The organism is Haloarcula laminariae, from assembly GCF_025457605.1.
GTDB classification, from domain to species: Archaea; Halobacteriota; Halobacteria; order Halobacteriales; family Haloarculaceae; genus Haloarcula; species Haloarcula laminariae.
In genome coordinates, this window is record NZ_JAMZFY010000001.1 from 666239 (window position 1) to 680324 (window position 14086).

A 14086-nucleotide genomic window follows, 5' to 3' on the forward strand; every position below is an offset into this window, starting at 1 on the left:
ATAAAAGCTCACACGAGGAATCCGGTCGCCACGGCCGAGACACAGTAGACCGTCGTCGCCAGACATAGCGTCAGTCCGGCCCGGTAGCCCGAAAGCGCGCGGTCGAGTCCGCGGTCGAGCCCGGTCGAGAGCGCCGTCAGCACGACCGCGAGCACGAGACAGTACCAGCCGATAACGGGTCCAAGCGACGCCGTCGACACCGACCTGATGGGGCCCCCGCTCCGCATGGCCGCCGACATAGCGACGGTCGCACCGCCGACGAGCGGGCCGAAGAACGCGGCGGTGTTCGATAGCGTCCCGGTGACCTGCGAGAGCTGCCGTCTGGTCTCCCGTTCCACCTCGGCCAGCTCGTCCAGGTGGTCGCCCATCGTTGCGATGGTCCCGCCGGCCGGCGGGCCGATGTCGGCGGCCGCACCGAGTAGGACCGCGGCGCGACGGAGCCGTGGACTCGGCAACGTCGACAGCGTTCCGTGTTCACCCCGGAAGGCCGTCTCGATGTCGACGCCCAGCCGACGCTGGCGCTCGACGGTCTCTGTCAGCACGCCGGCGAGCGGTTCCGACGTGGCCTCGACCGCGGCGTCGAACGCCGCTTCGACGGACTCGCCGCGCTCGACCCGTCGCCCGATCGCCGAGAGTGCGGCCGGCAACCCCGCTTCGACGGCCTCGATGTGGGTCCGGACCTCGGCGACTGGCCGATAGTAGACGACGAGCGCAGCCCCGGTTCCCAGCCCCAGGGCCGCGACCGGCGGTGCCCACGCCGGGAGGAGGGCGCGCCCGGCAAGCCACGCGCCGAACGCGATGGCCGTCCCGATTCCGACCGCTTCGGGGGCCCCGGTCGAGATATCCGGGTGGTCCCGCGGCACGGCCGCCGGCGGGAAGGCGATGGGGCGACCCGCGAGTAGCCAGGCGCTCGCGACGACGAGCCCGGCCGGGAGGACGATTCCGTAGGCCGCGGCGAGCAGCGGGAGCGAGACGGGTACGCCGGCCGCACCGACCGCGGGAAGCAGCGCGACCATCGCGAGGGGCAACAGCACGCCGAAGGCGTACAGCGCCGTCGCCGGCGCCCGCAGCTCGGCGGCGAACGACGCCATCTCGTCACGGGTCCCGTGGAGGATTCCGCGGCGGGCGCCGTCGAGAAGTTCCGTTCGCTCTTCGGCCGTCACGACCGCTGCCCGCTCGATTCGCGTCAGCGACCGCTCCAGCGCGGGGAACTCGCCGCCCCACTCGCGGCCGAAGCTGTCCAGGCCGCTCCGCGGAGTCCGACTCGCTCGCCGCCGGTGACTGTCGAGGCTCTCCCCGAGCAGTCCGTCGCTCGCGCTCGCGGCGAAGGCCGCCGCTCGCTCGGCGCTGGGCCACAGGTGCATCCCCAGCACGAGCGTCGCCACGACCGACGGCGCGGCGCCAAGCGCACGGATTCGACGGCCCTGTGCCGCCAGGCCGACGCCGTAGCGACCGCCCAGCGCGACGCCGATAGCGGCGACGGCGCTGCCGGTCCCGACGACGACCGCGACCGGCCCCGAACCGACAGCGAGGGCGGTGATACCAGCCAGCCAGACGACGACGGCCAGCGTGTAGCTCCCCGCGAGGACCGCCTCTGGGGGCACTGACAGCCCGAGCAGCCGACAGGCTCGCCCGTATCCCTCGGGCACTGTGACGAGTTGCCTGAGTCGCCCCCCGGCTCCAGTCCCGTCGTTCCCGTCTACCCCGCTCATGAGTTGGCGCTCTCTATCCCCAGGTCCGGCTGCCCGAACGCCTCGGTTCTGTTGCGGATGGCCTCGCGGATGCCGGCATAGGACTCGCCGGCGTGTGACAGCGACTCGACGAGGTGGCTGGCCCCGCGGTCGATGCGTCCGGTCGCCGTCGCCCGCGCCCCGTCGCGCTCGAACAGCGGTTCGAAGCCGACGCCGTCCTCGTAGCTCCGGACCTCCTCGACTGCCGCGATGCCGCGCCCGCCGTCCGCCGTCGGCGGGTCGAGCGTCACGACGAGGTCCGTCGCGGCGAACGCGCTCTCGGGCACCCCGAGGTCGGAGACGAGTCGCTCCCGAACACTCTCGCCGCCGGTACCGTGGATAGTGCCCAGCACCGCGCTGTCGCCCCCGCCGACGCGCATCGCCTCGTAGAGGACGCCGGCCTCCTGGCCCCGTACTTCTCCGACGACCAGGGCGCCGTCACCGAGGCGGAGTGCAGTCCGAAGTGCCGCCGTCGCGTCCACCGAGGGGCCGTCACCGCTTGCGGTCCGAAGCGGCTGTACGTCCCGACCGGCCGACTGCAGGGCCGAGACCGGCAGTTCGGCGGTGTCCTCGATGACGACCGTGCGGACGGTCGGTGGCAACTCCCAGAGCAGGGCCCCGAGCGTCGTCGTCTTCCCGGCGCCGCGCGGCCCGGCGACGAGACAGGCCGCCCCGCGCTCGACGGCCACGGAGAGGAGGCCGGCGACCCGCGGGGGGACACTCCCGTTCTCGACGAGGTCACCGAGCCGAAAGGTCTCCTCGTCGTGGCCCCGGAACGCGAAGCCGATACCGTCGCTAACTGGCTCGGTGACACCGGCCACCCGAACCCGGCGGCCGGCGACCGTCGTCGTCGCGTCCAGCGTCGGACTCGCCCGGGAGAACGCCCGGCCGCTCGCTCGGCGGAAGGTGGAAGCCAGGCTGCGGGCGCCCCGCTCGGTGAGCCGGACGTTCGTCCGGAGCGTCTCGCCGTCGGCGCGAACCCGAAGCCGGGTCTCCTCGACCGGAGCCGTCGCGAAGACGTCGGAGACGCGCGGGTCGGCGAAGACGTCTTCGAGGATACCGAGTCCCTCGGTGTGCTTCCGGAGCACGCCGGCCACTCGGGTCGCCGTGTGGCCGTCGTCGACGACGGCCTGGGCGGCTGTCTCCGGCGTCAGCGTCTCCTCGCCGGTCGTCGCCAGCCGCGCGGCGGCGTCGGAAAGCGCCGCCGTCGTCGCCGCGTCGAACTCGTGCTCCTGCGGGCGGACGTGGTAGCTGTCCGGCCCGTCCGCCGGCGTCTCGTACCGTCGGACGGTCGCACCGGTTTCGACGGTCCGTCGGTCTCTGAGCGTCGCCGTCGGCGGCGGGCTGGCGGCGATGCGGGCGTCGCTGACCGCCGGACCGACGTACGGGTCGAGCACTCGCTCGGCTGTGACCCCCTCCGCGGCGACCGCGAACCCGGTCCCGGCCGCCAGGTCCGCGACGTGGCCCGCCCGGCCGGTCGCCTCGGTCGCGGCGGCCAGTGGCTCCCGTCGAGCGCGCTCGGCCAGGCGCTCGTCGGTGGCCGCCACTCGCGTCGCGAACCGTCCGGCCGCGACCAGCAGCGCCGCGTCGGCGTCGAGATAGGCCCGCTCGACGCCGTTTGCTGCCGTGACGACGCTGTCGATGTCCCCTCCGCCCAGCGCCGAGACGACGGTCGCCCGGCAGTCGGGGGACTCGCCCAGCCGCCCGTCACCGGGACAGTCGTCGGCGTCGACGGTCAGTGTCCCCCGGTCGAACGCCGTCTCACAGCGGCAGTCCGGTTCGGGGTCGCTGTCGGCGAACCACTCACGCATCGTACTCACCGCCCAGCCGAGCTACCTGCAAGACCGTCTCTCCGGCACGCGACCGCAGTTCGAACACGAGCCGGTGGGTACCCGGTTCGCGGATGGTCAGTGCCCCGCCGCCGGCCGCGCGGACGGGCACACCGGCGAGGCGAGCGTGGCTCGTCGCCCCGTCGCCGACTCGCCACGAGGCCACTGCGACCCCGTCGCGGCTGCTAAACCGGAGCCGCGTGACGGCGGCGCTGGTCAGTGACCGCTCGGGCAGCCGCAGTTCGGACACGTGCCGGGCGCCAGGGCCCGTCGTCGGGTCGTCCGTCTCGACCATCGCCCCGAGTTCGTCCGCCAGCGCCCCGAGCTGGCGGTCCATGGCGCTGTCGGCCCTGTCGGCGCCGGCGTCGGCTATCGCCGGCGTGACGGCGGCAAGCAGTGCAGTGGTCAGGGCCACCGCCAGGACGACGCGGAGTATCACAGCAGGGACCGTATCTGTTCGAGCACGCCGCCGTCTCCCCCGCCGGTTCCCGGCGTCCCCGACTCTCCGCTCTTTTCGCCGCCGTCCCGCGTTTCGAGTCCGTCCAGGCGCCGTTCCCCGGTTTTGACGCCGCCGCTGTGATGGTCCTCTTGTGCGTGCTCGCTCGGGTCCCGGGTAGTACTCGACCCGACGGGTTCGCCGTCCCCCGGCCGCCACTCCTCGGTGGTCGCGTCGAGGCGGCGCTCAAGCCGTTCGGTGGCCGCAAGCGCCGCGTCGGCTCGCCCCTCGACCCGCTCGTTGACCGAACGGACGTTGCCGACGTACCCCCTGAGCGCCTGTGTGGCGGCGTCGAGTTCATCCGCGCGGTCGTTCAGTTCGTCGACCCGGTCCTCGAGGGCGTCGACGCGTTCGGTCAGCTCCGCGAGGTCGTCCACGGCCGGGAATCCGTGGTCGCCGTCGGTGACGGCCCGTTCGACCGTGCTGACCCGCTCTTCGAGTGTCTCCACGTCGGTCATATCCGGGGCTGGTCCCGCTACTGTACTTCAACCCTTGGCCGAAGGTTCTTGTGAGATGCCGGGCCCATCGCCTCTGTGACCGGAAGCGAACGGGCGAAGGCGGCGCTGGCAGCGCTGGCCGACGGTGAGACGCGCAGCGCGGCCCCAGCAGTTGGAGACGCCGAAACGGACGACGAACACCGAGCACCGGCCGACTACCGGTCGGTCATCGAGCGGGCGACGGCAGCCACCGAGGACGTCGACGCGGCCGCCGCGTTCGTCGAATCAGTGGGGCTGGAGCGGCTGGAACGGGCAGTCGAACGGGCCGAACGCGGGGTCAGCGGGCTGGCCGACGACGGCCGCGAGGCGCTCGCGGCCTTCGAGCGCTTTCGGGTCGCGGCCGCGGGACCGGTAGCGGAGTGACTCGCCACTTTCACCGCGGTGGCGACACGGCTTTAGGAGCGGCTGGCATACGCCCGCACAGATGACACGGGTGATACACACCGGCGATACCCACATCGGGTACCAGCAGTACCACGTGCCCGAGCGCCGGCAGGACTTCCTCGCGGCGTTTCGGGCCGTCGTCCGGGACGCCATCGACGACGACGTGGCCGCGGTGGTTCACGCCGGGGACCTGTTTCACGACCGTCGGCCGACGCTGTCGGACATCATGGGAACGCTCGATGTCCTGGAAGAGCTCGCTGCGGCGGACATACCGTTTCTGGCCGTCGTGGGCAACCACGAGGCCAAACGCGACGCCCAGTGGCTCGACCTCTACGCCTCGCTTGGGCTGGCGACCCGCCTTGGCGACGAGCCGACCGTCGTGGGCGATACGGCCTTCTACGGGCTCGACTTCGTTCCCCGGTCGAAGCGCGACGACCTGGACTACGACTTCGCCCCCCACGAGGCCGACCACGCGGCGCTCGTGACCCACGGCCTCTTCCAGCCCTTCGATTACGGCGACTGGGAGGCGAGCGAGGTGCTGGGCGAGTCCTCCGTCGACTTCGACGCCCTGCTGCTGGGGGACAACCACAAGCCCGGCAAGCAGGCGGTCGAAGACGCGTGGGTCACCTACTGCGGGTCCACCGAACGGGCAAGCGCCAGCGAGCGCGAGGACCGCGGCTACAACATCGTCACCTTCGACGACGACGTACAGATCACGCGCCGGGGCCTCGACACCCGCGAGTTCGTCTTCGTCGACGTGGAGCTGGGCCCCGAGGAGGGCCTCGACCGCGTCCGCAGTCAGGTCGGTCAGTACGACCTGGACGACGCCGTCGTCATCGTCGGTATCGACGGCGACGGCGAGCCCGTCACCCCGGCCAGCATCGAGGAGTTCGCCCTCGACCGGGGAGCGCTCGTCGCTCGGGTCACCGACCACCGGGAGCTCGCGGCCGACGAGCGGGAGACGAGCGTGAGTTTCGCCGACCCCGACGACGCCGTCGCTGAGCGGGTTCGGGAACTCGGGCTGAGCGGGGCCGCCCGCGACATCGACGAGACGGTGCGGGCCTCGAAAGTCGCCGACGCGAACGTCGCCGAGACGGTTGAAGACCGGGTCAGAGCGCTGGTCGAGGACGACCCCGACGCGCTGGACGGTCCCGGGTCGGACGACGGCGACGCTGCGATGGACGACGAAACGACCGCGGCCGAAGGGTCCACCGCCGAGACCGACGGCGGCGACACCAGCGACGCATCGTCAGACACCGATTCGACCGCCGAGGGCGCCGGGGCCGACGGCGAGGACCAGTCCCTGGAGGAGTTCCTGTGAGGTGTCTCTGATGCGGTTCCAGCGAATCTCGATGGAGTCGTTCAAGTGTTACGACGACGCCGACCTCCCCCTCGACCCGGGCGTCACCGTCATCCACGGGCTCAACGGCAGCGGGAAGTCCTCGCTGCTCGAAGCCTGTTTCTTCGCACTCTACGGCTCGACGGCCATCGACGGGACCCTGGAAGACGTGGTCACCATCGGCGCCGACGACTGTACGGTCGAGCTGTGGTTCGCCCACGCGGGCGGGGAGTACCACCTGACGAGGCGGGTGCGAAACACCGGGGAGCGCGCGACGACCGCCAAGTGCGTCCTCGAGACGCCGGAGGGCACCTTCGAGGGGGCGCGGGCGGTCCGACGCCGGGTCACCGAGCTGCTGCGGATGGACAGCGAGGCGTTCCTCAACTGCGCGTACGTCCGACAGGGCGAGGTGAACAAGCTCATCAACGCCTCGGCCAGCGAGCGCCAGGACATGCTGGACGACCTCCTGCAACTGGGCAAGCTAGAGGAGTACCGCGAGCGAGCGAGCGACGCCCGCGTGGGGGTCAAGCGCGTGCGCGAGGACAAGCGAAGCCGCCTCGACCAGCTCGACGACCAGATTACGGCGAAAGAGGAGAAAGACCTCCACGAGCGGCTGAACGCGCTGGAGACGACGCTCTCCGAGACGACTGCCGAAATCGAGCGCATCGAGGACCAGCGCGAGACCGCCGCCGAGACGCTGGAGCGGGCCCAGTCGACACTCGAGGAGTACGAGGAGCGCCGCGAGCAGCTCGCGGAGCTGACCGACGATATCGAGACGCTGGCGGACCAGATTACGGAGACAGAACGGGAGCGCGAGGAGCTGAAAGAACGCATCTCGGCGCTGAAGAGCGACCGGGAAGAACTGGCGACGGAACTGGAAGAGACCGTCGCCGAGACCGACCTCGACGACGCCGACCCGGGCCGGGTCGACGCCCGCCTCGGCGACCTGGAGGACCGCTCTGAGGAGCTCCGCTCGCGCATCGAGAGCCAGAAGGTCGAGGCACAGAAACACAGCAGCGAGGCCGACTCGCTCCGGTCGGAGGCCGAGGACCTCGACGCCCGCGCGGAAGCGAAGCGGGAGGAAGCGGCCGAACTCGAATCGGAGCTGGAAACCGCCAGGGAGACGGTCGCCGAGCGCCGCGAGAAGCTCGCCGAGATAGACGAGCAGGTCGAGGCGCTCGAAGCGCGGTTCGCGGGCGCCGATACCGACCGTGAGGCCGCTCCGGACCACCGCGACTCGGTCGCCGAGGACCTCGATACGGCCCGCCAGCGGGTGACGGAACTGGAGACCAAACTGGCAAGCGAGCGCGAGTCGCTTTCAGAGGCGGAGGCGCTGCTGGAAGCGGGCAAATGTCCCGAGTGCGGCCAGGACGTGGCCGAGTCGCCCCACGTCGAATCCATCGAGGACGACCGCGAACACGTCACAGAGCTGGAGAGCGACCTGGACGCGGCCCGCGAGCGAGTCGAGAGCCTGGAGAGCGACCTGGAGCGGGCCGAGTCGCTGGCCGAGGCCGCCGACCGGCTCGACTCGCTGGAATCGAACCGCGCGAACGTCGTCCAGCTCATCGAGGAGAAGGAGTCCGGTCTGGCGGCCGACGAGGCCCGAATCGAGACGCTGCGGGAGGACGCCGATGCGCTCGACGCGGAGGCCGAGACGAAACGCGAAGCCGCGAGCGAGGCCGAGGAGCTGGCGGCCCAGGCCCGCTCGACCATCGGCGAGTGCAACCAGGAGCACCAGCGGGTCAAGCAGTCCATCCAGCGGCTCGAACGGGTCGCGGAGCTGCTCGACGCTATCGACGACCGCGACAGCGACATCGAGCAGCTACGCGAGAAGCGGGCCCAGCAGGCCGAGATGAACGACCAGCGCCGCGAGCGGCTGGCGGAGAAACGCGACCGAAAGGGGGACCTCGCCGAGCAGGTCGACGAGGACCGCATCGAGGCGGCACGCGACGACAAATCACGGGCCGCCGATTACATCGAGCAGGCCGACGCGAAGCTCGACGAACTCCGCGCCGAGCGCGACGAGACGCAGTCGGCCATCGGCGGGGTGAGGACCGAAATAGAGACCTTAGAGGAGCTGCGGACACAGCGCGACCAGCTCGCCGAGACCGTCTCGAAACTCGACGCGCTGTACGAGGAGAGCGAACAGCTCCAGGAGATGTACGGGAGCCTGCGCGCCGAGCTCCGCCAGCGCAACGTCGAGACGCTCGAACGGATGTTGAACGAGACGTTCTCGCTGGTGTACCAGAACGACTCCTACTCCCACATCGAACTCGACGGGGAGTACCAGCTGACGGTGTACCAGAAGGACGGCGACCCGTTGGAGCCCGACCAGCTCTCGGGCGGTGAACGCGCACTGTTCAATCTCAGCCTCCGCTGTGCCATCTACCGGCTGCTGGCGGAGGGCATCGAGGGGGCGGCCCCGATGCCGCCGCTCATCCTCGACGAGCCGACGGTGTTCCTCGATTCGGGCCACGTCACGCAGCTGCTCGACCTCATCGCCTACATGCGCGACGAGGTGGGCGTCGCCCAGATTCTCGTCGTCAGCCACGACGAGGAGCTCGTCGGCGCGGCCGACGACCTCGTCCGGGTTGAGAAGTCGGCGACCTCGAACCGCTCGCACGTCTCGCGGGTCGAGCGCATCGAGGAGACGGTCGCCGAACTCGCGGATTGATTCGGGCCCTCGTGGAACCCTTAACGAATCGTTTTCGCGCTATCAGGGCGAATAAACTGGTCTAGGTATCTGCGAATTGACCGCCGAGCTCACCCCCAGTTTCCGATGCTGTTCGGAGCACTCTGCGAGATACAGGGCGCGGGCCTGTCACCGCTTGGCTACCCGTATCATCCGCATTCAATAAACCGCCGTCCGTCAGCAACGATTGCGTTCGGTGGGTGCGATTTCACTCGGCAGTTTCCACGTCGCAAGTGAGGGCGGTACCTGACCAACACTTCGGTCTGAAAATACGATTCCGACGAACCGGGCGTTTCAGCGGTTCATTGGCTCCCTTCGCTCTCGGTATCCAACTCGAATTCGAGCTGTCCCTCGAGGATGTGTGTTCGGTCGGGCAGCCCCGGCTGAACGAGCTCGACGGTGCTTTCGACGACGAGCCGTCGGGCCGACTCCGGCCATTGAACGACCGGAAAATCGATAAATACCGTCTCGTCGGCGAGCTCACCGAATCGGTGGACTTCGACGACTGCGGCTCTCCCGTCCCGGAGTAGTGACACGGACGGGTGGGGTTTCTCGTCTCCCATGAACGGGCCTTGGAGCGAAAGCTGTGGCGGAGTGCCGTCACCGTCCAGTGCCACGAACCGCTGTGTGAGCGATTTCAGTTCGGTGCCCTCAGCGTGTGAAATCCACGTGTGGAAATGTTCCGGTAAGGGGGCAAGCTTGGGGTCGACACCCACGACGGCGAGTTCGTTGCTGTCGTGCTGGAATTCGAGATACTTTTCGTCGTCTCGAGGGTTGTCGCTGGTATTTACAGCCGGGTCCCCGTGTTCGGTTCGCGGTTCAACGATACTACAGCCCGCAGTGACGGTGGTGGCAGCGGTCAGGGCGGACGCAAGGAGGGCGCGCCGACGCATACGTACTGGCTCCTCTGATAGTATTAATAATGTTTTGAAACTATCTCTGTCTCGGACCTGCCCCTTCTTTTTGAGGAGTGAACGACTGATTGTGCACTGAACGGGCGCCTATCTCTTGTGCGGGAGTCTTAACGGCTGTTCGACACTTCTCCGTCTCTCGTGGTACATCACTCAGCTGTACTGCTCGATTCACCCGCCGAGCAGGGGAACGCGAACGTTTCTACGACGACCTCGGCTTAGTCCGTGAGAAACTCGACGGCGTCGCCGGCCGCCGCCGTGGTGTCGTAGCCGCGCTGGCCGAACACGTCCGCTTCGTCGACGAGCCCGGCGGCACGGAACTCCCCCAGCAGGCCGTGGAGGTCGCTCTCACAGAGGTCGTAGCTGTCGAGGAGGTCGTGTACCGACAGCGGGCCCCGCCGGTCGAGTTCGACCAGCAGGCCCAGCGCCCGGTCGTCGTGGGCGGCCGTGAGGACCGTCCGAACGGCCTCTGGAACGGCGCTCGCGGCGGTTCCGAGCGGCGACTCGCCGTCGACCGGCGCCAGGTCGTCGTTGGCGACGTGTTTCTCCGCACCGGTCTCGGGGTCACGGACCAGGCTCGACTCGCTCGACTGTTTGAGAAGTACGTAGCGGGTCCCCGATTCGTCGCGAACGGTGCGCATACCCGCCGTTACCGGCGGGCGCGGTTAGCCGTTGTGGTCGGGTTCGTCGCCTTCGGCGGCCGATTCGTCGTCGTCCCGTTCGCGCACGAACTGCCTGTACCGGAAGTAGCCGTAGGCAAAGAGGATGGCGCCGGCGGCCGTCAACTGGAGCCCGAAGTCGACGTTCCCCCGGAAGTAGGCGAACATCGGCCCCAGGGCAAGCGCCAGGAGGGCGACGTTGAACACGACGACGAGCTTCCAGAACAGCGAGGTCACCTCGCTGTTGCCCGAGCCGGCGGGCGACTCCGGAACGTCGGGGCCGAGGCTCGACGGATCGAACTCGTCCGGCTCGTGGGGGCTCTTCTCCGAGAGCACACCGCCGTCGTCCCGCTCGTCTGGTCCGTCGAGCACGCATCGGACTCCGAGCGGGACAGGTATAAGTCTCAGGCCCTGTCGTCGAGCGCCACCGTGGTATCGGTCTGCATCCAGGCGAGCGGATTCTGGGCGTCGTAGAACACCGTTCCCTCCTCTGTCTCGTAGGTCTCGGTGGTCTGCACTGCGTCGGGGAGCGCGGGGTCCGACCGGAGCTCGTTCGCCCTGTCCGACTCGCCGTCGGGAGATGCACCGTGCGACATATGGGTCACCTGTGGGTATGCCAGTCTTTACCATATACTTTCCGCCCGTGACAAACATTTACCAGCGCCGCTCGGAGAGCGCCGACCGCCGACGTTTTTATGTACGCTCTCGAAGGGCGGACAATGAGTGAGGAGAGTCAGAGCGCCCTCGGCGACTTCGGTCGGGACGAGGGCGACGACGGCCGGCCGACGGCGGAGGCCGCGGCCATCGCGGGCAACGACGACGGGGACGCGAGTGTCGTCGACATCGACGAGCGCCAGTTCCCGCCGGTCGAGGAGACGGTCGAGTTCGTGGTCACGCAGATCGACTACACCGTCGAGGGCCGGGGCGACGAGGAGTTCCCCGTCGTCCACGTCTTCGGCCGGACCGAGGACAACGACCCCGTCCACGCGCGGGTGTACGAGTTCAGGCCCTACTTCTACGCGCCGACCGGTAGCGTCTCCGAGGACCGCCTCCGCCAGTACGACAGCATCACCGGCTGGGAGGACGTCGACGCCGAGGGCGAGCCCTACGAATCGATTCGGGGCGAGCGCCTGACCAAGATATTCGGCCGGACGCCCCGCGACGTCGGGCAGATGCGCGATGATTTCGACCACTACGAGGCGGACATCCTCTTTCCCAACCGCCTGCTCATCGACAAGGACATCACGTCCGGGGTACGGGTGCCGGCCCGCGAACTCGACGACGGCAGCCTGAAAGTCCACCACGAGGAGATAACCCCGGTCGAGGCCAGTGCCGACCCGCGGGTCAACACCTTCGACATCGAGGTCGACGACCGCCACGGCTTCCCGGAGGACGGCGAACAGACTATCGTCTGTCTCACCTCTCACGACTCCTACACCGACGAGTACGTCGTCTGGCTCTACGAGTCCCCCGACGGCATCGAGGGGCCGGAGGCGCTGGCCGCCTACGACCCCATCCGGGAGGACGCCGACTTCGAGGCCGACGTGCGCATCTTCGAGGAGGAGGCGGCGATGCTCGACGCCTTCATCTCCTACATCGAGGACACCGACCCCGACGTGCTGACCGGGTGGAACTTCGACGACTTCGACGCGCCCTATTTCCTGGACCGCGTCGAGGAACTCCAGAGCTACGACCACGACTACGACCTGGACATCGACCGCCTCTCCCGTGTGGACGAGGTGTGGCGCAGCGACTGGCAGGGCCCCGACATCAAGGGCCGCGTCGTCTTCGACCTGCTGTACGCCTACAAGCGCACGCAGTTCACCGAACTGGAGTCCTACCGGCTGGACGCCGTCGGCGAGCAGGAACTGGGCGTCGGCAAGGAGCGCTACACCGGCGACATCGGCGACCTCTGGGAGCAAGAGCCCGAGCGCCTGCTGGAGTACAACCTCCGGGACGTCGAACTCTGTGTCGAACTGGACCGCGAGCAGGACATCATCGACTTCTGGGACGAGGTCCGCACGTTCGTCGGGTGTAAACTGGAGGACGCCACCACGCCCGGCGACGCCGTCGACATGTACGTCCTGCACAAGCTCTACGGCGAGTACGCCCTCCCCTCGAAGGGCCAACAGGAGAGCGAGGACTACGAGGGCGGGGCCGTCTTCGACCCCATCACCGGGGTCCGAGAGAACGTCACCGTGCTGGACCTGAAGTCGCTGTACCCGATGTGCATGGTGACGACCAACGCCTCCCCGGAGACGAAGGTCGACCCCGAGCGCTACGACGGCGAGACCTACCGCGCGCCCAACGGGACCCACTTCCGGAAGGAGCCCGACGGCGTCATCCGGGCGATGGTCGACGAACTCCTGACCGAGCGCGAGGAGAAGAAGGAACTGCGCAACAGCCACGACCCGGCGGACCCGGAGTACGAGCGTTTCGACCGCCAGCAGGCGGCGGTGAAGGTCATCATGAACTCGCTGTACGGCGTGCTCGGGTGGGACCGCTTTCGCCTCTACGACAAGGAGATGGGCGCGGCCGTCACCGCCACGGGCCGGGAGGTCATCGACTACACCGACGAAGTAGTCGAAGACGAGGGATACAGCGTCGTGTACGGCGACACCGACTCCGTCATGCTCCAGCTGGGCGACATCGGGGCCGAGGACCTGGCGGGCGATATCGAGGTCACCGACGAGATGCGCGAGAAACACCCCGAGATGGGCGCGGACGAGCTCGAACTCGTCGCGGCGACCATCCAGAAGGGGTTCGAACTGGAGGACACCATCAACGCCTCCTACGACGAGTTCGCCAGCGAGCGGCTGAACGCGACCGACCACCGCTTCGAAATCGAGTTCGAGAAGCTCTACCGGCGGTTCTTCCAGGCGGGCAAGAAGAAGCGATACGCCGGCCACATCGTCTGGAAGGAGGGCAAACACGTCGACGACATCGACATCACCGGCTTCGAGTACCAGCGCTCGGACATCGCGCCCATCACCAAACGCGTCCAGAAGGAGGTCATCGACCGCATCGTCCACGGGGAGGACGCGGACTCCATCAAGACGTACGTCGGCGAGGTCATCGAGGACTACCAGGCGGGCAACGTCGACTACGACGACGTGGGCATTCCCGGCGGTATCGGCAAGAAGCTGGACAACTACGACACCGACACCGCGCAGGTGCGGGGCGCGAAGTACGCGAACCTCCTGCTTGGCACCAACTTCCAGAGCGGGTCGAAACCGAAGCGGCTCTATCTCGACCGCGTCCACGCGGACTTCTGGGACCGGGTCGAGGCCGAACACGGCCTGGACGCCTCCACCGACCCGCTGTACGGCGAGTTCCGCCGGGACCCCGACGTCATCTGCTTCGAGTACGCCGACCAGATTCCCGAGGAGTTCGAGGTCGACTGGGACAAGATGCTCGACAAGACGCTCAAGGGGCCTATCGCACGGATTCTGGAGGCGCTGGACATCTCCTGGGACGAGGTCAAATCGGGCCAGGAACAGACCGGGCTCGGCAGCTTCATGTGACGCCGCGGCGTCGCCGGGTTTTCCG

The 14086-nt window shown here is 68.6% G+C and carries 12 protein-coding genes; 4 read left to right on the top strand and 8 right to left on the bottom strand.

The window, feature by feature from the left end:
* Nucleotides 1-8: 8 nt before the first annotated feature.
* From NJQ98_RS03445 to NJQ98_RS03460, 4 genes are read right to left on the bottom strand one after another with little or no spacing between them, the layout of a single operon-like run.
* The gene (locus tag NJQ98_RS03445; protein ID WP_262175698.1) at nt 9-1712 is read right to left on the bottom strand and encodes a type II secretion system F family protein; all 1704 of its coding nucleotides are present in this window, start codon (nt 1710-1712) and stop codon (nt 9-11) included.
* Nucleotides 1709-3541 carry an ATPase, T2SS/T4P/T4SS family gene (locus NJQ98_RS03450; RefSeq protein ID WP_262175701.1) on the bottom strand — a complete coding sequence of 611 codons (1833 nt, stop codon included), beginning with the start codon at nt 3539-3541 and terminating at the stop codon, nt 1709-1711. The genes NJQ98_RS03445 and NJQ98_RS03450 overlap by 4 nt, the downstream gene beginning before the upstream one ends.
* Nucleotides 3534-3998 (bottom strand): DUF7311 family protein, encoded by a 465-nt coding sequence (locus NJQ98_RS03455; protein WP_262175704.1) that lies wholly within the window; start codon nt 3996-3998, stop codon nt 3534-3536. Before NJQ98_RS03455 ends, NJQ98_RS03450 begins: the two co-directional genes overlap by 8 nt.
* A complete protein-coding gene (locus NJQ98_RS03460) occupies nt 3995-4513 on the bottom strand; it encodes a DUF7310 family coiled-coil domain-containing protein (protein ID WP_262175705.1) in 519 nt (172 codons plus the stop codon). Before NJQ98_RS03460 ends, NJQ98_RS03455 begins: the two co-directional genes overlap by 4 nt.
* A gap of 75 nt (nt 4514-4588) precedes the next feature.
* Here NJQ98_RS03460 and NJQ98_RS03465 point away from each other — a divergent pair, with 75 nt between their 5' ends.
* The 3 genes from NJQ98_RS03465 to rad50 all read left to right on the top strand — a co-directional run bounded on the left by NJQ98_RS03465 (nt 4589) and on the right by rad50 (nt 8949).
* Nucleotides 4589-4915, top strand: coding sequence for a DUF7966 family protein (locus NJQ98_RS03465; protein ID WP_262175708.1), 327 nt, complete (start codon nt 4589-4591; stop codon nt 4913-4915).
* 61 nt (nt 4916-4976) lie between these two features.
* Complete coding sequence (gene mre11, locus NJQ98_RS03470; protein ID WP_262175710.1) at nt 4977-6257, top strand: DNA double-strand break repair protein Mre11; 1281 nt, start codon at nt 4977-4979, stop codon at nt 6255-6257.
* Between the two features lie 10 nt (nt 6258-6267).
* Complete coding sequence (rad50, locus tag NJQ98_RS03475) at nt 6268-8949, top strand: DNA double-strand break repair ATPase Rad50 (RefSeq protein ID WP_262175713.1); 2682 nt, start codon at nt 6268-6270, stop codon at nt 8947-8949.
* Between the two features lie 320 nt (nt 8950-9269).
* Here rad50 and NJQ98_RS03480 read toward each other — a convergent pair whose 3' ends face one another.
* The 4 genes from NJQ98_RS03480 to NJQ98_RS03495 all read right to left on the bottom strand — a co-directional run bounded on the left by NJQ98_RS03480 (nt 9270) and on the right by NJQ98_RS03495 (nt 11133).
* A complete protein-coding gene (locus NJQ98_RS03480; protein ID WP_262175715.1) occupies nt 9270-9860 on the bottom strand; it encodes a DUF8121 family protein in 591 nt (196 codons plus the stop codon).
* Between the two features lie 236 nt (nt 9861-10096).
* Entirely contained in the window at nt 10097-10519 is a 423-nt protein-coding gene (locus NJQ98_RS03485; protein WP_262175718.1) for a DUF7346 family protein, read from the bottom strand.
* A gap of 24 nt (nt 10520-10543) precedes the next feature.
* Nucleotides 10544-10909, bottom strand: a complete 366-nt coding sequence (locus NJQ98_RS03490; RefSeq protein ID WP_262175720.1) for a DUF7322 domain-containing protein — start codon at nt 10907-10909, stop codon at nt 10544-10546.
* A 32-nt stretch (nt 10910-10941) separates the two neighbouring features.
* The gene (locus NJQ98_RS03495) at nt 10942-11133 is read right to left on the bottom strand and encodes a DUF7331 family protein (protein WP_262175722.1); all 192 of its coding nucleotides are present in this window, start codon (nt 11131-11133) and stop codon (nt 10942-10944) included.
* 123 nt (nt 11134-11256) lie between these two features.
* Here NJQ98_RS03495 and NJQ98_RS03500 point away from each other — a divergent pair, with 123 nt between their 5' ends.
* Nucleotides 11257-14061, top strand: a complete 2805-nt coding sequence (locus tag NJQ98_RS03500; RefSeq protein WP_262175724.1) for a DNA-directed DNA polymerase — start codon at nt 11257-11259, stop codon at nt 14059-14061.
* Nucleotides 14062-14086: the final 25 nt, after the last annotated feature.